The organism is Lentzea sp. NBC_00516, assembly GCF_036346835.1.
Lineage (GTDB): Bacteria > Actinomycetota > Actinomycetes > Mycobacteriales > Pseudonocardiaceae > Lentzea > Lentzea sokolovensis.
This window is the reverse complement of record NZ_CP107840.1, coordinates 2,950,082-2,974,525: the sequence shown is the minus strand read 5'-3', so window position 1 is coordinate 2,974,525 and position 24,444 is coordinate 2,950,082. Positions and strand designations below refer to the sequence as shown.

Annotated in this window: 24 protein-coding genes; 12 read left to right on the top strand and 12 right to left on the bottom strand. The window is 70.5% G+C overall.

Annotation, left to right across the window (positions count from 1 at the left end; all coding sequences use genetic code 11):
- The first annotated feature begins 183 nt into the window (after nt 1-183).
- Complete coding sequence (locus tag OG205_RS13350; RefSeq protein WP_330276546.1) at nt 184-1,050, top strand: phytanoyl-CoA dioxygenase family protein; 867 nt, start codon at nt 184-186, stop codon at nt 1,048-1,050.
- 20 nt (nt 1,051-1,070) lie between these two features.
- A complete protein-coding gene (gene asnB, locus OG205_RS13345) occupies nt 1,071-3,002 on the top strand; it encodes an asparagine synthase (glutamine-hydrolyzing) (protein ID WP_330276545.1) in 1,932 nt (643 codons plus the stop codon).
- Between the two features lie 37 nt (nt 3,003-3,039).
- Here asnB and OG205_RS13340 read toward each other — a convergent pair whose 3' ends face one another.
- A complete protein-coding gene (locus tag OG205_RS13340) occupies nt 3,040-4,074 on the bottom strand; it encodes a CU044_5270 family protein (RefSeq protein ID WP_330276544.1) in 1,035 nt (344 codons plus the stop codon).
- The gene (locus OG205_RS13335; protein ID WP_330276543.1) at nt 4,071-4,643 is read right to left on the bottom strand and encodes an RNA polymerase sigma factor; all 573 of its coding nucleotides are present in this window, start codon (nt 4,641-4,643) and stop codon (nt 4,071-4,073) included. The genes OG205_RS13340 and OG205_RS13335 overlap by 4 nt, the downstream gene beginning before the upstream one ends.
- A gap of 145 nt (nt 4,644-4,788) precedes the next feature.
- Between OG205_RS13335 and OG205_RS13330 the strand changes: the two genes are divergently transcribed.
- Nucleotides 4,789-5,226 carry a GNAT family N-acetyltransferase gene (locus OG205_RS13330; protein ID WP_330276542.1) on the top strand — a complete coding sequence of 146 codons (438 nt, stop codon included), beginning with the start codon at nt 4,789-4,791 and terminating at the stop codon, nt 5,224-5,226.
- Here the strand turns inward: OG205_RS13330 and OG205_RS13325 are convergent.
- Nucleotides 5,172-6,443, bottom strand: coding sequence for a cation:proton antiporter (locus tag OG205_RS13325; RefSeq protein WP_330276541.1), 1,272 nt, complete (start codon nt 6,441-6,443; stop codon nt 5,172-5,174). The two genes, OG205_RS13330 and OG205_RS13325, sit on opposite strands and share 55 nt — an antisense overlap.
- 147 nt (nt 6,444-6,590) lie before the next feature.
- On the opposite strand from OG205_RS13325, the gene OG205_RS13320 reads away from it, so the two are divergent.
- The 3 genes from OG205_RS13320 (at nt 6,591) to OG205_RS13310 (ending at nt 9,241) form a co-directional block, all read left to right on the top strand.
- On the top strand, nt 6,591-7,229 hold the full coding sequence (locus OG205_RS13320; protein WP_330276540.1) for a response regulator transcription factor: 639 nt from the start codon (nt 6,591-6,593) through the stop codon (nt 7,227-7,229).
- Nucleotides 7,226-8,257, top strand: coding sequence for a sensor histidine kinase (locus OG205_RS13315; protein WP_330276539.1), 1,032 nt, complete (start codon nt 7,226-7,228; stop codon nt 8,255-8,257). Before OG205_RS13320 ends, OG205_RS13315 begins: the two co-directional genes overlap by 4 nt.
- Nucleotides 8,258-8,338: 81 nt before the next feature.
- Nucleotides 8,339-9,241, top strand: coding sequence for a S1 family peptidase (locus OG205_RS13310; RefSeq protein WP_330276538.1), 903 nt, complete (start codon nt 8,339-8,341; stop codon nt 9,239-9,241).
- Between the two features lie 3 nt (nt 9,242-9,244).
- Here OG205_RS13310 and OG205_RS13305 read toward each other — a convergent pair whose 3' ends face one another.
- Entirely contained in the window at nt 9,245-10,000 is a 756-nt protein-coding gene (locus tag OG205_RS13305; protein WP_330276537.1) for a zf-HC2 domain-containing protein, read from the bottom strand.
- A gap of 52 nt (nt 10,001-10,052) precedes the next feature.
- Between OG205_RS13305 and sigC the strand changes: the two genes are divergently transcribed.
- A complete protein-coding gene (sigC, locus tag OG205_RS13300; protein ID WP_330276536.1) occupies nt 10,053-10,628 on the top strand; it encodes an RNA polymerase sigma factor SigC in 576 nt (191 codons plus the stop codon).
- Here sigC and OG205_RS13295 read toward each other — a convergent pair.
- Nucleotides 10,625-11,299, bottom strand: coding sequence for a DJ-1/PfpI family protein (locus tag OG205_RS13295; RefSeq protein ID WP_330276535.1), 675 nt, complete (start codon nt 11,297-11,299; stop codon nt 10,625-10,627). The genes sigC and OG205_RS13295 overlap by 4 nt on opposite strands.
- A gap of 71 nt (nt 11,300-11,370) precedes the next feature.
- Between OG205_RS13295 and OG205_RS13290 the strand changes: the two genes are divergently transcribed.
- On the top strand, nt 11,371-12,498 hold the full coding sequence (locus tag OG205_RS13290; protein ID WP_330276534.1) for an MFS transporter: 1,128 nt from the start codon (nt 11,371-11,373) through the stop codon (nt 12,496-12,498).
- On the top strand, nt 12,483-13,247 hold the full coding sequence (locus OG205_RS13285; protein WP_330276533.1) for a hypothetical protein: 765 nt from the start codon (nt 12,483-12,485) through the stop codon (nt 13,245-13,247). Before OG205_RS13290 ends, OG205_RS13285 begins: the two co-directional genes overlap by 16 nt.
- On the opposite strand, the gene OG205_RS13280 is transcribed toward OG205_RS13285, so the two are convergent.
- Nucleotides 13,228-14,307 (bottom strand): acyl-CoA dehydrogenase family protein, encoded by a 1,080-nt coding sequence (locus OG205_RS13280; RefSeq protein WP_330276532.1) that lies wholly within the window; start codon nt 14,305-14,307, stop codon nt 13,228-13,230. The genes OG205_RS13285 and OG205_RS13280 overlap by 20 nt on opposite strands.
- An 85-nt stretch (nt 14,308-14,392) precedes the next feature.
- On the opposite strand from OG205_RS13280, the gene OG205_RS13275 reads away from it, so the two are divergent.
- Entirely contained in the window at nt 14,393-16,006 is a 1,614-nt protein-coding gene (locus OG205_RS13275) for a CoA transferase (RefSeq protein WP_330276531.1), read from the top strand.
- Nucleotides 16,003-17,499: a class I adenylate-forming enzyme family protein gene (locus tag OG205_RS13270; protein WP_330276530.1), complete on the top strand. Its 1,497-nt coding sequence runs from the start codon at nt 16,003-16,005 to the stop codon at nt 17,497-17,499. Before OG205_RS13275 ends, OG205_RS13270 begins: the two co-directional genes overlap by 4 nt.
- Here the strand turns inward: OG205_RS13270 and OG205_RS13265 are convergent.
- The 4 genes from OG205_RS13265 to OG205_RS13250 all read right to left on the bottom strand — a co-directional run bounded on the left by OG205_RS13265 (nt 17,480) and on the right by OG205_RS13250 (nt 21,239).
- The gene (locus OG205_RS13265; RefSeq protein WP_330276529.1) at nt 17,480-18,238 is read right to left on the bottom strand and encodes a metal ABC transporter solute-binding protein, Zn/Mn family; all 759 of its coding nucleotides are present in this window, start codon (nt 18,236-18,238) and stop codon (nt 17,480-17,482) included. The genes OG205_RS13270 and OG205_RS13265 overlap by 20 nt on opposite strands.
- A complete protein-coding gene (locus OG205_RS13260) occupies nt 18,214-19,041 on the bottom strand; it encodes a metal ABC transporter permease (protein ID WP_330276528.1) in 828 nt (275 codons plus the stop codon). The genes OG205_RS13265 and OG205_RS13260 overlap by 25 nt, the downstream gene beginning before the upstream one ends.
- Nucleotides 19,038-19,679 carry a metal ABC transporter ATP-binding protein gene (locus tag OG205_RS13255; protein ID WP_330276527.1) on the bottom strand — a complete coding sequence of 214 codons (642 nt, stop codon included), beginning with the start codon at nt 19,677-19,679 and terminating at the stop codon, nt 19,038-19,040. Before OG205_RS13255 ends, OG205_RS13260 begins: the two co-directional genes overlap by 4 nt.
- Nucleotides 19,680-19,805: 126 nt before the next feature.
- The gene (locus OG205_RS13250) at nt 19,806-21,239 is read right to left on the bottom strand and encodes an FAD-binding oxidoreductase (RefSeq protein WP_330276526.1); all 1,434 of its coding nucleotides are present in this window, start codon (nt 21,237-21,239) and stop codon (nt 19,806-19,808) included.
- A 130-nt stretch (nt 21,240-21,369) separates the two neighbouring features.
- Between OG205_RS13250 and OG205_RS13245 the strand changes: the two genes are divergently transcribed.
- On the top strand, nt 21,370-22,728 hold the full coding sequence (locus OG205_RS13245; protein WP_330276525.1) for an alpha/beta fold hydrolase: 1,359 nt from the start codon (nt 21,370-21,372) through the stop codon (nt 22,726-22,728).
- On the opposite strand, the gene OG205_RS13240 is transcribed toward OG205_RS13245, so the two are convergent.
- A complete protein-coding gene (locus tag OG205_RS13240) occupies nt 22,701-23,591 on the bottom strand; it encodes a quinone oxidoreductase family protein (protein WP_330276524.1) in 891 nt (296 codons plus the stop codon). The two genes, OG205_RS13245 and OG205_RS13240, sit on opposite strands and share 28 nt — an antisense overlap.
- Nucleotides 23,576-24,442, bottom strand: a complete 867-nt coding sequence (locus tag OG205_RS13235) for a dioxygenase family protein (protein WP_330276523.1) — start codon at nt 24,440-24,442, stop codon at nt 23,576-23,578. The genes OG205_RS13240 and OG205_RS13235 overlap by 16 nt, the downstream gene beginning before the upstream one ends.
- Between the last annotated feature and the right edge of the window lie 2 nt (nt 24,443-24,444).

Below are 24,444 nucleotides of genomic sequence, written 5' to 3'. Positions count from 1 at the left end.
CTTTTCGGACTGTTACAGAACGCTGAAGAACGCTTGTCCGCGGCGGCCGGGTGCGTCCCGCGATTCCGGCGTCTTGAGACCCATCCCACAAAGGCTCGCTTTTTCGGGTTGATCGGGTTTGAAATCGAAATGTGCCGAGCCGCCGAGCTCGCACCGATTCCTCGGACCCGGAAGGCTGTTGCCTTGAACGCACCCGTGATGAATGCCGCCTGGACGACGATGACCAGGGCGGAACGCGAACAGTTCGACGAGGACGGTTATCTGCTGATTCGCGGAGCGCTTTCCTCGGACGAGGTCGAGTTCTACCGCGATGCGATCGACCGGGTTTACGCGCGGCGCACTCCGGGTGAGCCGATGCATTTGCTCAGCGCGGTGCGGAACTGCCCGGAGCTGGCCGGATTGCTCGACCACCCCGCCGTTTTCGGTTACGTCTGGTCGATGATGGGCTGGAACACGCACGTCTACCACTCGCACATCGACGTGCACCCGCGAGTGAAGGAGGAGAAGCCTTTCTGGTGGCACTGGCACCAGGACGGGGGCCGGCAGAACCGCGAGATCGAGACGGACCCGCGGCCGAGGCTGTCGGTGAAGCTCGCTTACTGGTTCTCGGACGTCTCGCAGCCAGGACGCGGCAATCTCACCATCGTGCCTGGTAGCCACAAGACCAACTGGCTTCCAGGGCCGCCCAGCCGCGGCGTCGAGTGGCCCACGCCGGACGGCGCGCGGCAGGTCCTCGTCGAGCCCGGTGACGTGCTCTTCTTCGATCGCAGAATCTGGCACGCGCGTTCCGACAACCACTCCGACGTGACCCGCAAGGTCGCCTTCTTCGGCTACACCTCGCGGTGGATCCACATTCGCGACGAGGTCGAGGACCTGCCCGCGCAGCCGTGGTGGGACGGCATTTCCCCGGTCCAGCGGCAGCTGCTCGGAAACGCTGGCGACGGCAGTGGCGACCACGCCTGGGGACATTTCCCGGAAACGACCCCGCTTTACGGTGAACTGGCCGCACGCGGTCTGCTCGACTCCAGCATTCCCGCCCTGATTCCCTGACCGAGGACGTTTCCCAACTCATGTGTGGACTGCTGACCTACATCTGCGCCTCCGGTTCGGCGAAGGACAGGACCGCCGCGATCGAGAGAGCGCTCGAGACCCTGCACCACCGCGGCCCGGACGACACCGGGTGCGTGACCGTCGGCGACGAAGTGGTGATGGGCTTCAAACGGCTGTCCATCATCGACGTCGAGCAGAGCGAGCAACCGCTCGAATATGAGAACGGACGCTATGTCATCACGTTCAACGGCGAGATCTACAACTACCTGGAACTCAGAGATGAACTGATCGCCGCCGGGCTCACGTTCACGACCGAAGGCGACACCGAGGTCATCGTCGCCGCCTATCACCACTGGGGGCAGGCGGCGGTCCGGCGGCTGCGCGGAATGTTCGCGTTCGTCATCTGGGACCGTCGGGAACGGGTCGCGTTCGGCGCGCGCGACCCGTTCGGCATCAAGCCGCTGTTCCACCTCGTCACCGACGACGGCGTGTTCTTCGCGAGCGAGAAGAAGGCGCTGCTGCCGTTCGCCGCCTGGGGCGACCAGACCCTCGACCACGCGAGCCTGTCCTACTACCTGACGCTGCAGTACGTGCCGGAGCCGGCGACGCTGCACAAGCAGATCAAGCGGATCGGCTCGGGGGAGTGCTTCACCTACCGTTCCGAGGACGGCCTGGCCGTGCGGCGGTACTACCAGCCGGAGTTCCGGCCGGTGCCGCACGACGACCCGGAGCGGCTCTACGCCCGGATTCGGGACGCTCTCAGGGAAAGCGTCCGCCTCCACCTGCGGTCCGACGTGCCGGTCGGCGCGTTCCTGTCGAGCGGCATCGACTCGACGGCGGTCGTCGCGCTGGCGCGGGAGGTCAACCCGGACATCCTGACGTTCACCGCGGCGCTGGAGGTCGAGGGCTACTCCGAACTGCCGGTCGCCGAGGAGACCGCGAAGGCCCTGGGCGTGACGATGCACCCGGTCGTGGTCGACGCGCAGATGATGATGGACGTGCTGCCCGAGATCATCTGGCACCTCGACGAACCGGTGGCGGATCCCGCGCTGGTGCCGCTGTACTACGTGGCGAAGAAGGCGAGCGAACACGTCACGGTCGCGTTGTCCGGCGAGGGGTCCGACGAGTTCTTCGCCGGCTACACGATCTACCGGGAACCGTTGTCGCTCAAGGCGGTCACCGGCCTGCCCGACGGTGTGCGGCGCGGACTGAAGGCCGTGTCGAAGGCCATCCCGCAGGGCGTGAAGGGCAAGAGCTTCCTCGAACGCGGCGCGACGCCGATCGCGGAACGCTACTACGGCAACGCGCGGATGTTCACCGAGGCCGAGAAGTCCTTGCTGCTCAAGCAGTACGACCCCGGCGTGAGCTACACCGACGTCACCGGGCCGATCTACGCCGAGGCGCAGCACCTCGGCGACGTCGAGAAGATGCAGTACGTCGACCTCTACACGTGGCTGCGCGGCGACATCCTGGTCAAGGCCGACCGGATGTCGATGGCGAACTCGCTGGAGGTGCGGGTGCCGTTCCTCGACTACGCGGTGTTCGACGTGGCCGCGACGATTCCACGTGAGCTGAAGCTGCCGCCGCGCTCCACCGACACCAAGTACGCGCTGCGCCGTGCCCTCGAAGGCGTGGTGCCGCCGCACATCGTGAACCGGGTGAAGCTCGGGTTCCCCACGCCGATCCGGGTGTGGCTGCGCGCCGAGATGTACCAGTGGGCGTTGCACGTGCTCGACACGTCGCGCGCGGATTGGCTGCTCGACCTCGACCTGGTGCGGCGGTTGCTCAAGGAGCACAAGGACGACGTGGCCGACCACAGCCGGAAGATCTGGACGGTGCTGGTCTTCTGCCTCTGGTACGAGATCTTCGTGACCGGGAGCATCGATCCGCGGCCGAAGCGGGCTCCGTCGCAGTTGCTGACCAAGCCGGTGCTGACGAAGCCCGCGCTCTGACCACGGGTGGGGCCTCCGTCGGGGGAGGCCCCACCCGTCACCTCGTCTGGCCGCGCCCGTTGACCACGGACGTGGTGATGGAACTCGAGTAGGTCTCGACGCCGGGGCTGATCCAGGGCTGGGACGGCCGCGCACCCGCCACCGTGCGCTCACCGATGAACTCGCCGGTCGCGGGATCGATGATCAGCTGCCGTTGCTCTTGCTCCGTCGTGAGGCCCAGCGCGACACCGTCACGTCCGTCCAAAGTGGTCGCCTGGGCCGCGATCCGGATGCCGGGGATCTTCGCGATCGCGCGATACCACTGGGCCCTGAGGTCCGCGGGCATCATGCCCGTGGCCAGGATCTGGATGGCGTAGTGGAACATCGTGTCCGGCGCGCTGCCGCGGTTCTCCGTCAGCTTCTTCAACCGGCCGTACAGCTGGTCCGGATCGCGAGGCAGTCGCGCGTAGAACTCCGGGCTGTCCCAGTCGTCCGGATCGCCGCACACCTTCTTCGGCTTGGCCTCCGGGAAGAAGTCGCCACACGGACCGGCCCACTGGCCGTCGTCGGTGGGCTGGATCGCCAGCGGCGGTGTCTGTCCCGCCGGCAGGTTCTGGCCGATCACCCGCGGCGATCCCAGCACCTCGCGCGTCTCCTGCCAGACGTCGCGGTCGTTCGCCGGGATCCAGCGCGATATCTCCTGCTCCAGCAGGTAGGTGTAGCCGATGCCGCTGTCCGGGTTCTCGACGTCCGAACGGCTGGACCTCACGTGTTCGACGCGAAGCAGGTACTGGCCGGGCCCGACCCTCGGCGCCACCGCGCCGACGTCGATGCTGTCCGCGGCACGCAGCAGCACCTCGGACGCCGTCGCGACGTTCAGCGTCTGCTGCCGGGTGACCACGACCCCGGCGGTGCCCGCGGCCAGCAGGACGACCGCCGCCGCGGCCGTCGGCAGCACCCACCCGCGCCGCTTGCGCAACGGCGTCACGCCGTCGAGTTCGGCCATCAGCCTGGCGCGCGCCCCCGCCAGGTCGCCGGGCGTCTCGCGGGCGTCGCGGTGCAGCAGCTCGAATGCCTCGTCGAGCTCTTTCATCGGGGTGCGTCCTCCGTGGAGTTCGTGAGCAGGGACTGCAGGCGATGGCGCAACCGGTGCAGGCGCGACCGGACCGTGCTGGACGGCACGCCGAGCGCGTCGGCGACCTCGGCCGGTTCCAGCCCGGCCCACGAGGTCAGCAGGAGAACGTCGCGGTCCTGCTCGCCGAGCCGGGCGAGTGCCCCGGCGAGCGCGCGCATTCTGGCGGCGGCGTCCACGCGGTCCGCGACCGCCGTGTCGTGGTTCTCCACCTCGGTCTCGCCGCCGGCCGCCCGTGACGTCAGCCGCAGGCCGCGCACCTCCTGCCGCACGTGGTTGCGCAGCAGGTTCGTCGCGATGCCGTACAGCCAGCTGCGCGCGGTGGCCTGGGCCGGGTCGTACGTCCTGCGTCTTCGCAGCGCGACGAGGAAGGTCTCGGCCACGAGGTCGTCGGCGGCGTCGGGACCGGCCCGTCCCGCGAGATAGGCGCGGATCTGCCCGGCGTAGGTGTCGAAAAGCCACGCGAAGACCTCTTTCGGGTCCTGCGTGGTGAGGTCGGGCCGGTGTCCCTGCTCGGCGATGCGGGTCACGATAGGAGTTGTCGCGACCGCCCGCCCGCGTCCCGTTGATCCGAACGAATGAGACCCGGGTCACATCAATGAGGCATAGTGGCCTCTTGGTTTACGTCTGGAATGGGTCTTCTGGGATGCCACTTGGCGGACGAGCATCAGCACCGTGACCACCTTCACCCACACCATCACCGAGCTCGACGGCGCGGAGACCGCCCAGGCGTTCGACGCGATGCGAGAGCTCCGTCCGCACCTCACCGACGTCGACGAGTTCGTGGACCTCGTGCGCGCCCAACGCCGGGAGGGCTACCGGATCGCCGCCTCCCTCGACGCGAACGGCCAGGTCGTCGCGGTGGCCGGGTTCCGGCACATGACCAACCTCTACGCGGGTTCACACCTCTACATCGACGACCTGAGCACGCTGCCGGCCGCCCGCGGGCAGGGCCACGCGAGCGCCCTGCTGCGGTGGGTCGACGACGAGGCCCGCAGGCTCGGCTGCGCGGGCGTGCACCTCGACTCCGGGACGCCGAGGCACAACGCGCACCGCCTCTACCTGGCCTCGGGCTTCGTGATCCCCGCGTTCCACTTCGCCAAGAGTCTCTGAAAGGGCGTCGCTCCGACGCCGTGCAGGGCGACGCTGCCGAGCACGCAGACCACGGTGATCGTCAGGATCGTGTCGGCGGCGTTCCCCTCGGGCAGCCGGTTGAAGGCCAGCAGGCCGAACACGATCGTCGTCGTGCCGCGTGGTCCCAGCGCGCCGACGAGCAGGCGTTCGCGCCGGGGCATCCGCGACCCGGTGAAGGCGAGGAACACGGGCACGAGCCGGACCACGGTGAGCACGGCCGCGCAGAAGAGCAGGACCTGCCACGAGACGCCCAGGTAGAACGTGAGCACGGCGGCGATGCCGACCACGAACCACATGGTCATCGTCAGCAGGCCGGTGACGTCCTCCAGCAGGTGCAGGTCGGTGTTCAACGCGTCCGTGCGCGCCTCGGCCCGTCCGGTGCGAACCCGGCGGGCCTTGAGCAGCCGGTGCACGTACCGGAACGCGATGCCGCAGACGAACGAGGCGACGAAGCCGTTGCCGTCGATCGCGACCGTCGCGGTGTAGGTCAGCAGCGGGGCCAGCAGCACCGCGACCCGTGCGGACTGGTCGCTCACCCAGCCTGACTGGTGCGCGAGGTCCATCAGCCAGCCGAGCAGCGCGCCGATCACGACGCCGGCCAGCAGGGCCTTCAGCGCGAACGGCAGCACCGTGCCCAGCGCCTCCAGCGGCGTGCGGTCCTGCGAGTCGTCGCCCGCCAGGATCAGCGCGAACAGGAACAGCGGCGTGACGATGCCGTCGTTGTAGCCGCTCTCGACGTTCAACGTGCCGCGCACCCGCACCGACAGCCCCGGATCGCGCACGACCCGTTCCGCCGGGGCGAAGTCGATCGGCACCGTCACGCACGCGACCAGCAGGAGGACCGCCCACGGCAGGGTCGGGAACAGCAGCCAGCCCAGCAGCGCGGCCACGGCGATGCTCACCGGCATGGCCACCAGCAGCACGCGTGCCACCAGCCCGGGATAGGCGCCCCACAGCCGGCCCGCGCGCACCTCCGTGGCGTCGACGAACAGCAGCACCGCGAGGATGATCTCGGCCGCGTGCTGCACGGACTCGGTGTTGAGGCCCTCCGCGATGGCGCTCGGCTCGAACAACCCGACCACGACCCCGGCCAGCACCATCACCAGCGGCGCGCCGAGGTTCCAGCGGTCCAGCCGGTTCGCGGCCAGTGATCTGACGACCATGGCGAACGCGGCGGCGAGCAACAGCGAGTTCATCCGCCCATCCTGGCCGACGGAGTCCACAGAGGACGCACGACTCGGCCGGACCCCGCCGATCGTCGGGTGTGGTCCAGCCGGTCGGGGGAGGCCGGACCGACCAACCCCGGATGCGCGCCCGTGGCGTGCGAGCCGAGACTGGACCGCATGGTTCGCGTGATCGTCGTCGACGACGAGGAGCTGGTGCGCTCGGGGTTCCGCCTGATCCTGCGGGCGGCGGGGGACATCGAGGTCGTCGCGACGGTGACGGGCGCGCAGGCGGTCAAGGAGGTGAGCCTGCACCGCCCGGACGTCGTGCTGCTCGACATCCGGATGCCCGACGTCGACGGGCTCACGATCCTGCGGCAGCTGCGCGGCTCCCCGAATCCGCCGGTGGTGGCGATGCTCACGACGTTCGACTCGGACGAGTACATCGCGACGGCGCTGCGGTCGGGCGCGGCCGGGTTCCTGCTGAAGGACACCGCGCCGGACCAGCTCGCGCAGTTCGTCCGCACGCTCGCGGCGGGTGGTGTCGTGCTGTCGCCGAAGGTCACGCGCACGGTGGTGGACGGGTATCTGGGCTCGGGCGCGGGTTCCCCGGAGGCGGCGAGGGCCGAGCGGCTGACCGAGCGGGAACGGGCCGTGCTGGTGCTGGTGGCAGAGGGACTGTCCAATGCGGACATCGCTTCGCGCATCCACGTCAGCGTCGGCACGGTGAAGGACCACGTGTCCGCGATCCTGGCCAAGCTGGGCGTCGGCAGCCGCGTGCAGGCGGCGCTGCTGGCTCAGCGGGCGGGGCTGCTGTGAACCGGGCGCTGCTCGTCAACGCCGCGCTGATCGTGGTCGCGGCCGTCGAGTCGGGGCTCAACGAACCGCGCGACCCGCTTTCGGTCGGCGTCGCGGTTCTGGCCGTGGTCGCGCTGGTGTTCCGGAGTCGCTGGCCCGTGCTTGTGTTCCTGGCGACGCTGCCGGCGCTGGCGATCGTCGGCGGGCTGCTCGCCACCGTGTTCGCGCTCTACTCGGTGGCGGTGCGGCACTCGGATCGAGTGCTGCTCACGGGGTGCGCGGTGCTCGGGACGGCCGGGTATCTCTTTCCCGGCATGGATCTCGAGGTGGAGCAGGCCGACGTGCTGCTCGTGGGGATCTACGCGGTGATGACGGCCGTGGCGCCGATTTTCTTCGGAAGGCTCGTCTGGGCACGTGAGTACGAACGTGAGCTGGACGCGCAGGCCGTGCTGGCCAGGGAACGCAACCAGTTGGCGCGTGAGATGCACGACGTGGTCTCGCACAAGGTCAGCCTGATCGCGGTCCAGGCGGGAGCGCTGAGCGTGTCCACCGCGGATCCCGACGCACGGGCCGCCGCCGAGAACGTTCGCCGGTTGTCCGTCGACACGCTGGACGAGTTGCGGCACATGGTGAACCTGCTGCGCGCGTCCGGAAGCGCGGCCACCGAGCTGACTCCGCAACCGACGTTGTCCGATGTGGACGGATTGGTGGCGGGCAGCGGCATCGAGGCCACGCTGACCGGGTCCGCTCCCGCCGGCATCGACTCGGCGTGCCAGCGCACGATCTACCGGACGATCCAGGAGGCCCTCACCAACGTCCGCAAGCACGCCCCCGGCGGCACGGCCCACGTCGAGATCGCGCACGACACCCATCTGACCGTGACCGTCACGAACACCGCGCCGACCCGTCCGACGCTCGCGTTGCCCAGCGCCCGGCACGGACTGGTCGGCCTTCAGGAGCGGGCGGCCCTGCTCGGCGGGGTGATCACGTCAGGCCCGACGCCCGACGGTGGGTTCCGCCTCCAGCTACGGCTGCCGTTCACACGGTGACAATTCACCTAAACCGGGACGCCGCGCTGTACGTACACCCAGACATGAGCGGATCTCAGTCCGGTAACGAGAGGGCGCCACATGGGCAAACACCACGATGACCACCGCCGTGGCAAGGTGATCGCGGGCGCCGTCGGCCTCGTCGCCGTGGCGATCACCGCCGCGACGTTCACCGCGAGCCAGGCGGCGCCCGAACAACGCACAGCACCCGAGCAGGCCACCGAGACGTTGCGCGAGAAGGCTTCCGTGCCGGGAACCGCGTGGGCCGTCAACCCGGCGACGAACGAGGTCCTCGTCACCGCGGACAGCACCGTGACCGGCACCAAGTGGGACAACCTGGTGTCCACGGTCAACGCCATGGGCGCCGGCGTGAAGCTGCAACGCACCGCCGGCACCTTCCGGCTGTTCGCCGAGGGCGGCGACGCGATCTTCGCCGGCAACAGCCGCTGCTCGCTCGGCTTCAACGTCGTCACCGGCGACGACCGCCCCGCCATCCTGACCGCGGGCCACTGCACGGCCGCGGGCAGGCAGTTCTCCCTGACACAGGGCGGAAGAGCCGCCGCCACCGTCGCGCGGTCGACGTTCCCCGGCACCGGCGACTTCGCCCTGCTCACCTACAACGACCGCAACGCCAACGCACCCAGCGAGGTCGACACCGGCAACGGCCGCAAGGTGCGGATCCAGCGCGCCGCCGAGGCACGCGTCGGCACGCAGGTCCAGCGGATGGGCAGCACGACCGGACTGCGCGACGGTCGCGTGACGGGGTTGAACGCCACGGTGAACTACCCCGAAGGCCGTGTCACCGGCCTGATCCAGACGACCGTGTGCGCGGAGGGCGGCGACAGCGGCGGCCCGCTCTTCACCGCCAACGGCAACGCGATCGGCCTGACCTCCGGCGGCAGTGGTGACTGCCGCAGCGGTGGCGTGACGTTCTTCCAGCCCGTCACGAAAGCGCTGGCCGCGGTCGGCGCTCGCATCCCGTGAGTTTCAGGCGGCGTCCCGTCTGCTCACGGGGCGCAGCCTGATCCGGCGCCGCACGCGCTGGCGTCCAGCACGGTCCGCCGTGCTGGACGCGTCGTGCGTGGTGTCGCCCTCGTTGTGCGCCAAGGGAGTGCGGTCGCTCGGCCCGCGTTCGCTGAAGTGCACGAACACCAGCAGCACCAGTCCGACGAGCAACAGCGAGTGCGACAACACGCGCGCCGCCGTCGCCGTGCCGCTGACGAGATCGCTGGCGGAGTAAGGGATCAGCACCGCGACGAACGCGGCCGTGACGGGCAACATGCCCGCGACGGCGGCCGGGCGCAGTGCCGTCCACAACAGACCGAGGCCGAGCGCGAGGTTCCACGCCGTGCTCTCGTTGAACAGGTGGCTGCTGTCGACGCCGGTCGTGTGGCCGCCGTGTGCGGACGCGTTGACACCCACCACCTGAGCCACGCCGAGGGTGAGCTGTGCGACGGCGACCCCGGTGAGCAGTCCGCGCGGCAACCAGCCCCGTGGCGCGGGCGGGGTGATCGGGGGCGCGGCGTCGAGGATCGCCGCGGCCAGGTCCGGTACCCGCGTGGCCGGTCTCACCCGGAGCGTGCGGGTGAGCGCGGCGGCGCTGTCGTGCCACTCCTGGCAGGACGCGCAGCTGTCGAGATGCGCGTCCACCTGGTCGGCGGGCACGCCCTCTGGTTCCCCGTCGAGCCTCGCGGACAGGGCTTCGCGGCAGGTGTAGCACTCCACACCGACATTGTCGGCCATTGAGCGTTCACAGTTCCCGGCAATCTTGAGCGTTGGGTTACTCTGCCGAATCGTGTCGACTTCGAGGAGTGACGACGAGGCGGTGACAGCGTGCGCGCTGGCCGCCGGTGCCGGTGATCGCGAGGCGCTGGAGCGGTTCATCCGCCTGACGCAGCGCGACGTCTGGCGGCTGGTCGCCCACCTCGGTGGCATCGGTGTCGCCGACGACCTCACCCAGGACGTCTACCTGCGGGCTTTGCGCAGCCTGCCGGGTTTCGAGGCCCGCTCCTCGGCCCGCACCTGGCTCCTCTCGATCGCCCGCCGCACCGTCGTCGACCACATCCGGGCCGCCGTCGCGCGCCCGTCGATCGCCTGGTCGGCCGACTACCGGCTGGCCTCGGACGCGGACCGGTACGCCGAGCACGTCCGTTACGCGGGGTTCGAGGACGTGGTCGAACTCAACGTGATGCTCGCCGGTCTCGCACCCGAGCGGCGGGAGGCGTTGCTGCTGACCCAGGTGCTCGGCCTGTCCTACGCCGAGGCCGCCGAGGTGGCGGGCTGCCCGATCGGGACCGTGCGGTCGCGGGTGGCCCGTGCCCGTGAGGACCTGATCAACGGGCAGGGCCACGAAGACGTCGGCGTGGTTTAGCGTCGCCAGACGGTGCCGCGGCGTTCGTACTCCAGCACTGTCTCGGCTCGCTGGGCCACCTGCGGGCCGGCGAACCGTTCGACCAGCCACAACGCCACCTCCAGCCCCGAGGTGATGCCGCCGCCGGTGATCAGGTCGCCGTCGTCGACCACGCGGGCGTTGATCACGGTCGCGCCCTGGGCGGCGAGGTCGGCCTTGGCGGCGGAGTGCGTGGTCGCGTTGCGGCCCTGGGTGATCCCCGCCGCGGACAGGATCATCGTGCCCGTGCAGATGCCGGCCTTGAGCGCATCTGAGTCGGCCAGCCTGCGCAGGAACGCGCGGTCGCGGATCAACGGGTGCACGCCGGGCCCGCCGGGGTTGGCGTAACCGCCGCCGGGCACCACGAGCACGTCCGCCTCGCCGGGCGACCAGCCTTGCGGCACGTCGACCTTGGTGCCGTACGTGCAGGTGATTGTGCGCGGGCGGTCCGTCGAGACGAGGGTGGTGCGGATCGCGCCGTTGCTGAGCTTGCCCGCCAGGCCGAGCACCTCGACGGGGGCGATGAAGTCCTGTTCCTCGACGCCTTCGAACATCAGCACCTGCACTCGCAGCGGTGTCGCGGCGGTGGCGGTGGCGGTTCCGGTGAGTCCCAGTGACAGCGCCGAAGCGCGCAAGAAGGTTCGACGTTCCATGGTTCACAGGTCGGCGCGGAAACGCGTTCGGTTCCGGGGAACTTCACGGCTCGTTCGCGCGACTAGTGGCCGTGGAGAAGGTTCACCTGCGCGGGCGGGCAGCGGTGCCGGTGCTGACGACGGCGGCGATGACCGCGTCGATGCTGCCGTTGTTCCTGCTGGGAGCGCTTTCCCCCGCGCTGGTGGGGGAGTTCGGCATCGCGCGGCCGTTGCTCGGCGTGCTCGTGACGGCCGGGTTCGGCGTGGCGGTGGTGCTGTCGCTGGCGATCGGGCCGGCGGTGGACGCGCTCGGACCGAGGCGCTCGATCATCGCGTTGTTCGCGACGAGTGCGGTGGCCCTGACCGTCTTCGCCACCGCGTCGCACTACGCGGTGCTGGTGCTCGCGGTGGCGCTCGGGGGCGTTCCGCAGGCGCTGGCGAATCCTTCGACCAACAAGCTGATCGCGTCGTCCGTGCCCGCGCCGCGCCGGCCCGTTCTGCTGGGTGTCAAGCAATCCGGCGTGCAGCTCGGCGCGTTCGTCGCCGGACTGCCGCTGGCCTGGCTCGCCGACGGCGTGAACTGGCGGCTCGCGGTCGGCGTCGCCGCTTTCACGGCCCTGCTGGCGGCGTTCGCCTGCCTGGCTCTCCCCGAAGATCCCGCGCCTGCTCGGCGTCCGCCGCTGAGGGTCTCGCTGACCGCGGACGCGCTGATCTGGCGGCTCGCGGGATTCTCGGTGCTGCTCGGCTCGGGCATCGCGGCGGTGAACACGTACGTGGCGCTGTTCGCGACGGAGGAACTCGGCTTCACCGCACCGGTCGCGGCCGGATTGGTCGCGGTGCTCGGCGTGGTCGGCATCGCGGGCCGGATCCTGTGGTCCAGGATGGCGGGGACGTCGGCGCGTGACTTGCTGGGCTGGCTGTCCGCGGCGGCCGTGCTGTCGCCGCTGCTCCTGCTGACCGGGATTCCCGCACTGGCCTGGGTGGCGATGGTGGTCGTGGGCGGGTGTGCCGTCGCGGCGAACGCGATCTCGATGCTGCTGGTCGTGGCGGCGTCGTCGGGACCTGAACTGGGCCGGAACTCCGCGCTCGTGTCGGCCGGGTTCTTCGCCGGGTTCGCTCTCGGTCCGCCGCTGTTCGGACTGCTCGGCTACACCGCTGGGTGGGTGCTGGTGGCGGCGGAGTTCCTCGCGGCTGCGGTCGTCGCGTGGCGGGCGCGATGAACCGGGTCGAGGCGACGCTGGCGGAGGTGGGTGAACGGTTCCCGCTCTACGCCGGTCCTTCAGGCCGTTGGCGTACAACGGCTCGCGGCTCGTGGGTCGGCGGGTGCTGGGCGGGGTTGTTGTGGCTGAACGGTCACCGCGACGCGCCGCGATGGACCGCGAAACTCGACTGCTGGCACGACACCGACACCGTGCTGCAGGGCCTGATCTTCTGGTATGGCAGGGGAGACACCGAACGGGCCGCGAAGTCGCTGGCCTCCCGTGCGGTCGACGGCGTGATCCCGTGGGGCACGGCGTTCGGACCCGACACCGGACTCCGGGCGGACGGCGCTGCCGGAGTGGTGCCGTTACTGGCTTCCACCGGCCTGCACGACCTCGCCCGGTCTCATGTGGACGCTCATCTGGAGCTGACCGAGACCTGGCCGCGGGGACGGGCCTGGCTGATGCTGGCGGCGGCTGACGCGGTCCAGTGGCTCGGCGAGGAGTACCGCCCACGCGCCGAATCGATGGCACGCGAGTGGCTCGCGCCCGGCGACACCGCGGCGGACGCGATCGCCGCCGTCGCGATGCTCAAGCTCGGCCTCGACGCGTCGGCGCCCCTGGCCCGGCTGGGCAGTGCGGTGCGGGACGACAGACTGCTCGGCGGCACCTACGACGATCTCGAGAACCATGAACTGGTGTGGGGCACGTTCTTCTACGCCCTGGCACTGGCGATCGCGTCCGGGGAGGTCAGTTCGCGCGAGTTCTGAGCACTCGCCGTGCGGTGTCGGAGACGTGCATCTCGTCGGCGCCGTCGAGGATCCGCGCCGCCCGGCCGATCCGCGCGAGCATCGGCAGCGTGCCGGGGGCGAGCCCCTCCGCCCCGAACACCTGGATCGCCGCGTCCGTCACCTGGTGCAGTGTGCGCGCCGCCGCGACCTTCGCGAGACCGATCTCGGTCCGCGCGTCCTGCTCCGCCGCAACGAGTTCGGCGGCCTGACGGGTGAGTGCCCGCGCCGACCGGATGGCCAGCAACGACTCGAAGACGTGCTGCTGCACCAGTTGCCGATCAGCCAGCGCACTACCGCGCACCTGGCGTTCGTTGGCCCGCAGGCACATCAGCTCGAACGCGCGCTCCGCCATCCCGATCCACCGCAGGCACCGCAACGTCCTGCCGAGCGCGAGCCGGGTCCCCGCGATGGCGAGCCCGTCACCGCCTTCACCGAGCAGGTGGTCGTCCGGCACGAACGCGTCTTCCAGCGCGATCTCGAACTGACCGGCCGCGCCCAGCACCGGAATCTCCCGCACCACGCGGAAGTTCCTGGTGACGAACAACGACCCGCTCGCCAGAACCGTGACGTACGAGGCGTTTCCGGCGCCGGTGGTGAACCACTTCCGCCCGTTGAGCACCCAGCCGCCACTGGTCCGAACGGCCGTCGTGCGCGCGGCAGCCGGATCAGAGCCCGCCACGCCCGGCTCCGTCATCGCGTAGCTGCCGCTGATCTCCCCGGCCACCAACGGCTTCAGCAACTCCAGCACGGCCGGACGGGCGAACCGCCGGAACATCCGCACGTCGAGCAGGCACGCGGAACCGAGCGCCGCCGGCCCGTGATCGCTGCTCCCTTCCCGCTCCGCCAACGCGAAGTACTCGGTCAGGCCCAGCCCGCCACCACCGAGTTCGCGCGGCAGTGGCAAAGCCCACAGCCCGGCGGACTTCGCGAGCACCCGCAACCGCGTCAGTTCTGCCTGACCTGCCTCGCCTCCGGCGTCGAGCACCGTCTCACTTGGCTGCACGTGCTCACGGACGAACGCGGAAACCTGTTCCAGCACCGGCTTTTCCTCTCCGCTGGGAACTCGGGCGGTGTCCCGTCCGACTGGTGGACGACCGACCGCCGTCGCCAGGAGGAGGCCCCGCGTGACCCTGCACCTCGACCGGACGACGAGCGATCCGCCGTTGTCCGCCACCGAGATCACCGTCCGCGGCGACTCGGCCGCGGCCGACGTGCTCGGCGCGCTCCTGCACCAGTCGGGCGCGAGCGTCTCCCGGTTCCCGGACGCCGGCGGTGAGCCCGCCCACGTCGAGGCCGTCGCTGAACTCGCGATCAGCTGGGCCGGACCGTTGCGCGGTGGCGAGGTCACCGACGAGGCGAGCGCTCAGGCCGTGTGCGGGCCGATGCACGTGCACGGCCGCAGCCAGGGCTCACCGCGAGGCCTGGGCCTGGACTACTGCGCCACCGCGGCCGGCGTCATCGGTGGCACGGGGTTGCTCGCGGCGTTGTTCGACGGTCGGTCGAGCGTCACGACGAGCGTCGCGCAGTCCGCGCTGATGACGGTCTCGCAGTACCTCGCGGCCGCGGGGGCGCCGGAGGCCGAGGCCGCCGCGCTCGAACCGGGCGGGCCGCCGTTCCGGAGCGCAGACGGGGTGCTGTTCGAGATCGAGGCGCTCGATCCGGCGGTGTGGCAGGCGTTCTGGGCTGGTCTCGGCGTGCCGGGCAGGGTGATCGGCGCTGGCTGGCGGCCGTTCCAGTTCCGGTATCCGACCGCGACCGCGCCGCTGCCGGCGGAATTGCACGCGGCGGCGGAGGCGCGGACGTTCGCCGAACTGAAGGCGCACGCGGACGCGACGGCGATGAGCATCTGCCATCTGCACGCGCCCAACTCGACGGGAGGACCGGCATTCGAACTGGCCACACTGGACTTCAAGGGCGAACGGGATCGCGTGCGAGGTTCGTCGCCGTTGTCCGGCCTGGTCGTGCTCGAAGCCGGTCGCCGCGTCCAGGCCCCGCTGGCCGCCCACCTCCTCGGCCTCCTCGGCGCCACGGTCATCCGCGTCGAACCGCCCGGCGGCGATCCGTTGCGCGGCATGCCACCCATGTGCGGCGACACGTCAGCCCGCTGGCTGGCCCTCAACCGCGGCAAGTCCGCCGTCGAGATCGACATCAAGGATTCCCAGGACCGCGACCGGCTCCGCGACCTCGTCCGCACCGCCGACGTCTTCCTGCACAACTGGGCCCCGGGCACCGCCGAACGCCTCGGCCTCGGCGCGCACGACCTGGCCGCGGTGAACCCGGCACTGGTCTTCGTGCACACCTCGGGCTGGGCGGGCAGACTCGCCGACGCCCCGATGGGCACCGACTTCATGGCCCAGGCCCGCACCGGCCTCGGCGCGCTCCTGCGTCCCGCCGACGAGCCCCCGGTCCCGTCGCTGATGACCCTGCTCGACGTGCTGGGCGGCCTGCTCGGCGCCTACACGACCGTCGCCGCTCTCCTTCAGCGCGAACGCACCGGCCGCGCGATCCGTGCCGAGTCGTCGCTGCTGGCGGCGGCCGAACTCCTGCAACAAAGCGCGAAAGGCCGTCCCGCAGCGGGTTTCCGCCGCCCGTTGCTCGGCGACGGCGGCTGGATCCACGACGGCGTCCCGGTCACCGACGACCTCGCCTCGATCACCACCGACCCGCGGTTCACCGACGTGGTCGGGCTGGACGACGACCGATGTCCCGAAGTCCTGACACCCTGGAGGTTCAGATGACGACCACCACCGTCCACGACCTCGTTCCTGCCGCGCTCCGCCAGCAGTGGGCCGAGCAGGGCCACTACCCGGACCGCGACCTCTACGACCTGTTCTCGGTGCGCGTCTTCTTACACCCGTTGCGAACAGCTGTGATCGACGACGACGGCGAGCTGACCTACCTGCAGCTCAACGAACTCGCCCTCCGGATGGCGGCGAACCTGCACGAACGCGGCGTCCGGCCCGGCGATGTCGTGGCCGTGCAGCTGCCCAACGGCCGGTACGCCGTCGCCGCCGACCTCGCCGTCGCCGCGGTGGGTGGGGTGGTGCTGCCGTTCCCGGTCGGACGCGGCGAGCACGAGGCACGCTCGCTCGTCACCCGCGGCGGCGCGGTCGGGGTGATCGCGGACGACCTGCCGGACGCCTGGTCCACCGTCTCGTTGCTGGCTCCGGCGGACGTGGTCGAGCCGGTGCGCTCGGATCCCCACGGCCCGGCGCGGATTCTCGTGTCGTCGGGCTCGGAGGCCGAGCCGAAGATGGTGCTGTACTCGCACAACGCGTTGCTCGGAGGGCGCGGCGCGTTCGTCGGCAGGCTGATTCCGCCGGGGGAGGAGCTGCGGGCGTTGTTCCTCGTGCCGCTCGCGTCGTCGTTCGGCAGCAACGGAACCACGGTCACGCTCGCCCGGCACGGTGGCACCCTTGTACTGCAGAGCAAGTTCAGCGTCGAGTCCACTGTGGAACTGATCGCACGAGCGCGGCCGACCCACCTGTTCGGTGTGCCGACGATGTTCAAGATGCTCCTGAACCAGCCCGGCGACTACTCGTCGATCCGCGTGATCGCCCCCGGTGGCGCCCAGCTCGACGCGGCGACCGCCGAAGCGTGCCGCGAGGTGTTCGACGCCGTCGTGGTCAACGTCTACGGGTCCGCGGACGGCGTCAACTGCCACACCGCGTTGGACGACCCGCCGAACCGCGGTGCCGGGCGGCCGAACCCGGCGGTGGCCTCGATTCTCGTCGTGGACGACGCGCTGCGGCCCGTTCCGACCGGCGTGGTCGGCGAGATCATCGCGCGCGGCCCGATGAGCCCGTTGCGCTACGTCGACGACGACCTCAACGCCCGCTACCGCACCCCGGACGGCTGGGTCCGCACCGGCGACCTCGGCGTGTTCGACGCGGAGGGCTATCTCTCCGTTGTCGGGCGACGCAAGGACATCGTGATCCGCGGCGGCGCGAACATCAGCCCGGCCGAGGTGGAGCAGGCGCTGGCCGCTCACCCGTCCATCCGGGACGTCGCGTGTGTCGGCGTGCCGGACGAGCTGATGGGTGAGCGGCTGTGCGCGTGCCTCGTCGTGAGCGCCCCCGTGACCGTCGCGGAGCTGGGGGAGTTCCTGGGCGGGCTGTCCCGGTTCAAGCACCCGGAACACCTGCTGGTGCTGCCCGAGTTCCCCCTCACCCCCGCGGGCAAGGTCGACCGGGACGCCCTGCGCGTGCTCGCTAGGCGAGAGCCTCGCTGATCGTCTTCGCGTTGGCGCGGTAGACGCCGAGCAGGTCGTTGTCGTCGTCGGGGTAGTTGACGAGGTCGACCTGCTTGGCGTTCGCGTCGGGCAGCACGGTGCCGGTGCTCATGTGGGAGTTCTCGAAGACGAACTGCGGCGCCTTGTTCCTGAGCTCCGCGACCTGCGACGCGGTCACCGGTTCCGGCCCGTACACGCCCAGCAGTTCGGCACCGGCCAGGTCGGCGGCGTACCCGACGAACATCTGCGCGACGACCTTCGGCCGCTGCCCGCCCGGCCACTTCGCCTTCACCTCACCGGCGAGCCTGGCGTACTCGGCGTCGAAGCCCTCGATCCACTTCTTCGCCGCGTCCTGCGTGCCGAACAGCTCGCCGAGCCGCGTGACCTCGGCCTTGACCTTGTCGCGTGAGTTGTCGAGCGCGACCTCGACCTTCTTCGCGTTCGACCCGGCGGCGTCGGTGATCTTCGGTGCGAACGACTCGAACGGCGCGTACAGCACATAGTCCGCGTCCGCCACCGCCTTCAGGTCGGACGGCTTCGGGTCGTAGTCCGGCGCGTGCAGCACGGACTTCGGCACGATCACCGTGACGTTGCCGGCGCCGGCCGCCTTCGCGAACCCGGCCTCCCAGCTCGTCGTCGCCACGACCTTCGGTCCGGTCTGCTGGGGCTGCGGGGTCGCGGTCGTTCCGCACCCGGCCAGCAGCAGTGCGGCGGTCAGTGTGAGGAGGCGGACTGCCATGCGAGGGTTCTCCGTTCGGGAATGAAATGGGCGGCGAGCGCGACAGCGCCCGCCAGAAGTACGAGGACCGGACCAGGCGGCTGGTCCAGCAGCAGGGCCAGGGCGAACCCGGCCAGGTTCACGACGACGCCGATCCCGACCGCCCACAACGCCATCCCGGTCAGGGACTGCGCGAGCCGCCGGGCGGCGAGGGCGGGCAGCAACGTCAGCGCGTCGACGAGCAACGCCCCGGTCAACCGGATCGCTCCGGCGATCGCGATCGCCACCAGCACCAGCAACACGAGCGTCAGCCGGTTGACCGGCACACCCGAGCACGCGGCCAGCTCCCGGTCGTGCAGGAGAAGCGCGAGTTGCCTGCGCCGCCACAGGAACAGCCCGGGCACGAGGACCGCGAGCGCGCCGAGCAGGATCACGTCACCGGTCTTGGTCGCCAGGATCGAGCCCCACAGCAGCTCGAACGCCGCCGACGCGTTCACACCGGAGATCGACAGGACCAGCAGCGCGGCGGCGATCGCCAGGCTCATCAACAGACCCATCGCGCCGGACAGGCCGGAGGAGCTGCGAGCCAGCGGGGCGAGGCCGGCACCGGACAGTCCACACGCGACCACCGCGCACAGCAACGGGTCCAGGCCGGTCAGCAGGCCGACCGCGATGCCCAGCAACGCGATGTGCATCATGGCGAAGCGGACCGGCATGATGTCGAGGCCGATGATCACGACGCCGACGATGGGCAGGGCCACCGCGCCGAGCAGCAGGGCGAACGCGGCCCGTTGCACGGCGGCGAGTTCCAGGATCTCGATCACGTGATCTCCCGCAACGTCCCGGCGGCCATCTCCAGCACCCGCTCACACCGCTGCACCACGGCCCGGTCGTGCGTCACGACGACCACCGTGACCGGCAGACTCGTCAGCAACCCGGCAACGGCGGCCTGCCCCTCGAAGTCCAGCGCGGCGGTGGGTTCGTCGGCCAGCAACAGCCCGGCCCCGGCGTCGACGCACCCGATCGCCCGAGCCAGATAGGCCCGCTGCAACTGCCCGCCGGACAACGTGTGCACCGGCTGCCGCCCGAGGTCACCGACCCCGAGTTCACGGGCCGCCGCACGGGCAGGCTCCAGCGCGCCGCTGCTGGCCAGCAGTTCGTCGACGAGCAGCGGGAACCGGCCCGCCGCCTGCCGTTGCGGGATCCACGCGATCTCACGCCGCCGCCGAGCCCAGTCGCCGGCGGTGCGGGCCTGCCGCGCACCGACCTCGACGACCCCGGCCGCCGCGCGATGGAGCCCGAGAACGGCGCGCAGCAGAGTCGTCTTGCCGGAGCCGTTCGTGCCGGTCAGCGCCACGCGTTGGCCTGGCGCGACGTCGAGCGAGACGTCGCGCACGACCGTTCTGCCGCCGTGCGCGCAGCTCACCCCCGCCAGCCGCACCGGCAGACCTGTCGTTTCCACGAGCATCTAGTCGGTGCGCGAACCCGATCAGTTCCCTCCAAAGGGTGAGTTCGGGAACTTCCGCGCCACACCGTCCGACCAGTGGACGGGTCACACCGGGCCGGTCATCACCTCACTGGCTCGGTGTCACCGGGAAACGGCCTGCGCGAAGGCGAACACGTGGTCCGGGTCGTACTTCGCGGCGACGTTCCGCAGCCGGGCGAGGTTGCCGCCGTAGTACGCCTGCGCCCACTGCGGCATCTGCGGGTCGATGTAGTTGACGTAGCCGGTGTCGCCGACCAGCGCGCCGAGGCCGTCGCGGATCTTCGCGAGCCTCGTGCGCGCCTCGTCGGCGGCCTCGGGTGGCGTCTTGAGGTAGATCTGGACGTTCGCGAGAGCCGTGCGGTGGGGGAACGCGGTGGCGTCCGGCGCGACGTCGGCCACCGCGCCGCGCAGGCCGTCGAAGATCAGGTACGTCTCGTCCGACTGGCCCGCCAGCAGGTTCACCGCCTTCGCCGGGTCGCTGATCGGCTCGCGCACCACGCGGGAGGACGCCACGGCCGACTCGCGGGCGATCGGGCCGCCCGCGAAGTACTGGGTGGCCTCGGCGTAGGTCTGCGGCTGGATGAACCGGGAGGCCGGGGCAGGTAGCTGGCCGACCAACGCGGCGAGGTCGCCCACCGAGCCGATGAAGCAGCCCCCGATCCGGCAGCTCGGCTGGGCCCCGCCGCGCACGACGGCGTTGGACCACAGTTCGTTGGGAGCCTGGGCGATCCACGTCTGCCACGCGCCGAGCGCGTCCGCGGCACCGGTCGGGTAGGACAGTGAGAAGACGGTCACCTCCGGCGCGGGCACGGTCGCGAACACGAACTCCGTGACGATCCCGAAGTTGCCGCCGCCACCGCCGCGCAACGCCCAGAACAGGTCGGGTTCCTGCTGGGCGGACGCGGTGAGCAGTCGTCCGTCCGCCGTCACCACCTGCGCCGACACCAGGTGATCGCACGTCAGCCCGTACTTGCGGGAGAGCACGCCGATGCCGCCGCCGAGCGTGAGGCCCGCGACGCCGACGGACGGGCACGTGCCGGTCGGCAGGCACCGGCCGGACGCCGCCAACGTCTTCGCCACGTCACCGAGCGCGGCGCCGGAACCGACGCGGACCTGGTCACCGGGCAGCATCTCGATGCCGGCCAGACCGCGCACGTCGACCTGCAGGCCACCGGACGGCGACGAGTACCCGGCATAGCTGTGGCCACCGCTGCGGGCGGCGAGGGCCACCCGTCCACGAGCCGCCTCGACGCACGCCTGCACGTCCGCGGCAGAACCGACCTTGGCGACGGCGGCGGGTTTCCGGCCGTCCCACACGGGGTTGAAGCCCTGGTAGGCGAACCCGTCGTCGCCCGCCAGCACGAGCCGGCCGGACAGCTTGGAACGCAAAGCGGTCCAGTCGGGCGGTCCACTCGGAACGGACGAACTGGACGGTGGCGGAACCGGGGAAGTGGGGGAGGTGCAGGCCGCGAGTGCGGCACCGGCACCGGCGAGGCCCGCGACCTTCAGAAACCTGCGTCGATCCACCCGGCCCATGGTGGCACGCCATGATCACCCGTGCAGGTTGTACGACCTGAGGTGGACTTTCCTCCCCGACCGCAGCGTGATGACCGCTGACGAGCCGTAGATCCACCCTCAGCTGGTGACATTTCGCAGCAGTGCACGAATGACGGCGGTGGCAGCGGTCGCCGGAATGATCCCGCTGACCCTCGCACCTCAGGCCCAGGCGGCACCGGACCTCGGGTGGGGTGCGTGCGACAAGCCGGTCGCGGACGGAGTCGAATGCGGCACGCTCACGGTGCCGGTCGACTGGGCGAAACCCGGCAAGGGCACGGTCGGGTTGCGCGCCTACCGGTGGAAGGCCGAGAACAGCAAGGGAACCGTCCTGGGCTTCCCGTCCGGCCCTGGACAGCCCGGCGACTTCACCTTCGGCACCCTGCGGCCCGCCCTGCCCGGCTACGACCTGATCGCGCTGGACCCGCGCGGTGTCGGCGAGAGCCACCCGATGACCTGCGACGTCGACAAGATACTCAAGATCCCGTACGTGCCGCCGACGGACGCCGGGGCGTTCGAGGCGCTCGAGAAGAACCAGAAGGCGTTCTGGTCCACGTGCACCACAGGCGTCAAGAATCTCGACAACCACCTCGATGCCTACAGCACGGCGAACGACGCTGATGCGTTGCGCAAGGCCGTGGGTGCCAAGCGGGTCAACGTGTACGGCCTGTCGTACGGCACGTTGCTGGCTGAGCGGTACCTGGAGAAGTTCGGCCAGCACGTCGACGGTTCGATCATCGAGGGGGTGATGAACCCGAACCAGGGCCGCAGGGAGTTCATGACCACGGCCGCGGCGGGCGTCGAGGCGATCTTCGCGAAGTTCACGCGGTGGTCCGCTGAGACGCCGGACAGCGCGCTGCACGGCCAGAACCCGGCCGACGTGTTCCGCAAGGCCCAGCAGAACGCGGGCAGTCTTCCGGGGAAGTTCTTCGGCTTCCCGTGGTCCGACGTCATGATCACGCGGTATTTCGAGATCTTCGCGCCGCGCGACTTCGCCGAGGTGGCGAAGGGGCTGCGTGATCTCGCAGACGGGCGCAATCCGTTCCCCGACGAGCCCGGCGGTGAGCCGCTGCCCCAGAGGTTCGAGTACGCGGACCCGAACACCTGCTCGGACTGGCCGTTCGCCGTGCCGACCGCGGAGGAGGCTCGCGCGGATCTGGCGTCGACCAGGAAGGCGGCGCCGGTCGTCGGCTACTCGACGAACTCCAGCAACTACAGCTCGATCTGCGTCGGTGGCCCGAAGACCGGACGGCCGAAGCCGGTGTCCTCGCGCAGTACGCACCCCACGCTGCTGCTGAGCAACTCGCTCGACCCGGCGACACCGAAGGTCTGGGCGGACGCGGTGCAGAAGCAGCTGGGGCGCAAGGCGATCCACGTCGTCACCGATCAGGTCGGCCACGGCGGCGGCATGGACGACCCGGTGACGCTGAAGAAGGTCCAGGACTACATGGCCAGCACGACCCGGCCGTGAGCCTTGCGATGCCAGGCATCCGTGACGTCGGCGAGCGGCACCACCTCGTGATCGACGGTGAGCGCGCCCTCCGCGGCGTGCCGGGCGATCACTGAGATCGCGTCGGCCCGCTGCTGCGGGGTCAGCTCGTTGTTCGTGTAGCCGGACAACCGCAACGACCGGCTGCGCAACGTCGACGAGGTGATCGGGGACGTCTCACCCGCCGAACCGCCGAGATTCACCCACCGGCCGCCTGGGCGCAACGCCTGGGCGGCCGCGGCGGCGGGTTCCCCGAACAACGGGTCGATCAGCAGGTCAGCGCTCTGAGCTGCCACGTCTTCCAACGTGACCACGACGTCGGCTCCGGCCCGCGCCGCGCGTTCACGGCCTTCCTCGGAACGCGCCGCGGCGATCACCCGCCCGGCACCGGCGAGACGCGCGAGCTGGATCGCGGACTGCCCGACCGCGCCACACCCGAGCACGATCACGGTCTCCCCGGCGACCAGCTCACCCCGCCACGTCAACGCCATGTACGCGGCGACGGCGGACAACCCGAGCGCGGCCATCAGGACCGGATCGACGTCCGGCAGAAACACCAGATCTTCCTCGCGCGCCAACGCCTTCGCGGCCATGCTGCCATCTCCCGGAGCCATCCCGGCAGTGGTGGGAAACCACACAGTTCGCCCGTTGACCGTCCCGATTCCCTGCACCCCGGGCACGTACGGCGTCGCGGGCACCCCGAAGTAGGAGGTTCCGCCGGCGCACAACAGGTCCAGCGGCGTGATGGGCGCCGCGAGCACGTCCACGACGACCTCGCCGGAAGGCTCGCCCCGGTCAGCGAGCGACGGCGGCTGACCGGGACGAACGACTAGTGCGGCGCGCACGGCTGCAGGACGAAGTCGTACTCGGCGAGCACCCAGGGCACCTCGGACAGTCCGCCGTCCGGGGTGACGCCGGGTTCGCGCGGCACGAACCTGACCACGAGCTCCTGCTTGGTGCCGAACACGACGTCGCTGTCGAGGTACTCGGCGCCCTCTTCGAACAGGTGCGTGATCAGCGGCTCGAACCCGTCGGCGGTGAGCAGGAAGTGCACGTGCGCCGGGCGGAAATGGCTGATCTCGGTCTGCTCGATCAACGCGCCGACCGGCCCGTCCATCGGGATCGAGTACCCCTTCGGCGTGATCGTCCGCACGCAGTAGCTGCCGTCCGGTTCGGCCCGGTACTTCGCCCGCAACCGCGCCTCGTCCACGTCGAGCTGGGCCTCGTAGGCGCCATCGGCGTCGGCCTGCCAGACGTCGAGCACGGCCCCCGGCACCGGCGACCCGTCGAGCGAACGCACGGTTCCGGTGAGGTAGAGCGGAGTTCCGGTCACGTCGTCGGACATGTCGCCGCCGAACCCGAGTTCGGGGGAGCCGTCGATGTGGAACGGCCCGAGCACCGTCGCCGGCGTCGCTTCCGGCGCGAACTGGTGGTTCATCTGCACGACCAGCATGCTCAGCCCGAGCACGTCGGAGGTCAGGATGAACTCCTCGCGCTTCTCGTCACTGATCTGCCCGGTGGCGGTGAGCCACTGGATGGCGGCCATCCACTCGGCCTCGGTGAGCCGCACCTCGCGGGCGAAGTCGTGCAGGTGGCGGACCAGCGCGGTCATGAGCAGCGCGGTCCGCGGGTCCTTCGCGGTGGCCCAGCGCTGCTCGGCGAGCGCGGTGATGTTGTCCTCGGTGACGAGCTGCATTG

Bases quoted from the DNA above. Each gene is read 5' to 3' on its own strand.
- asnB (WP_330276545.1), top strand. From the start codon at position 1,071: ATGTGTGGACTGCTGACCTACATCTGCGCCTCCGGTTCGGCGAAGGAC.
- OG205_RS13340 (WP_330276544.1), bottom strand. From the start codon at position 4,074: ATGAAAGAGCTCGACGAGGCATTCGAGCTGCTGCACCGCGACGCCCGC.
- OG205_RS13325 (WP_330276541.1), bottom strand. From the start codon at position 6,443: ATGAACTCGCTGTTGCTCGCCGCCGCGTTCGCCATGGTCGTCAGATCA.
- OG205_RS13320 (WP_330276540.1), top strand. From the start codon at position 6,591: ATGGTTCGCGTGATCGTCGTCGACGACGAGGAGCTGGTGCGCTCGGGG.
- OG205_RS13310 (WP_330276538.1), top strand. From the start codon at position 8,339: ATGGGCAAACACCACGATGACCACCGCCGTGGCAAGGTGATCGCGGGC.
- OG205_RS13305 (WP_330276537.1), bottom strand. From the start codon at position 10,000: ATGGCCGACAATGTCGGTGTGGAGTGCTACACCTGCCGCGAAGCCCTG.
- OG205_RS13295 (WP_330276535.1), bottom strand. From the start codon at position 11,299: ATGGAACGTCGAACCTTCTTGCGCGCTTCGGCGCTGTCACTGGGACTC.
- OG205_RS13270 (WP_330276530.1), top strand. From the start codon at position 16,003: ATGACGACCACCACCGTCCACGACCTCGTTCCTGCCGCGCTCCGCCAG.
- OG205_RS13265 (WP_330276529.1), bottom strand. From the start codon at position 18,238: ATGGCAGTCCGCCTCCTCACACTGACCGCCGCACTGCTGCTGGCCGGG.
- OG205_RS13250 (WP_330276526.1), bottom strand. From the start codon at position 21,239: ATGGGCCGGGTGGATCGACGCAGGTTTCTGAAGGTCGCGGGCCTCGCC.
- OG205_RS13245 (WP_330276525.1), top strand. From the start codon at position 21,370: ATGACGGCGGTGGCAGCGGTCGCCGGAATGATCCCGCTGACCCTCGCA.
- OG205_RS13235 (WP_330276523.1), bottom strand. From the start codon at position 24,442: ATGCAGCTCGTCACCGAGGACAACATCACCGCGCTCGCCGAGCAGCGC.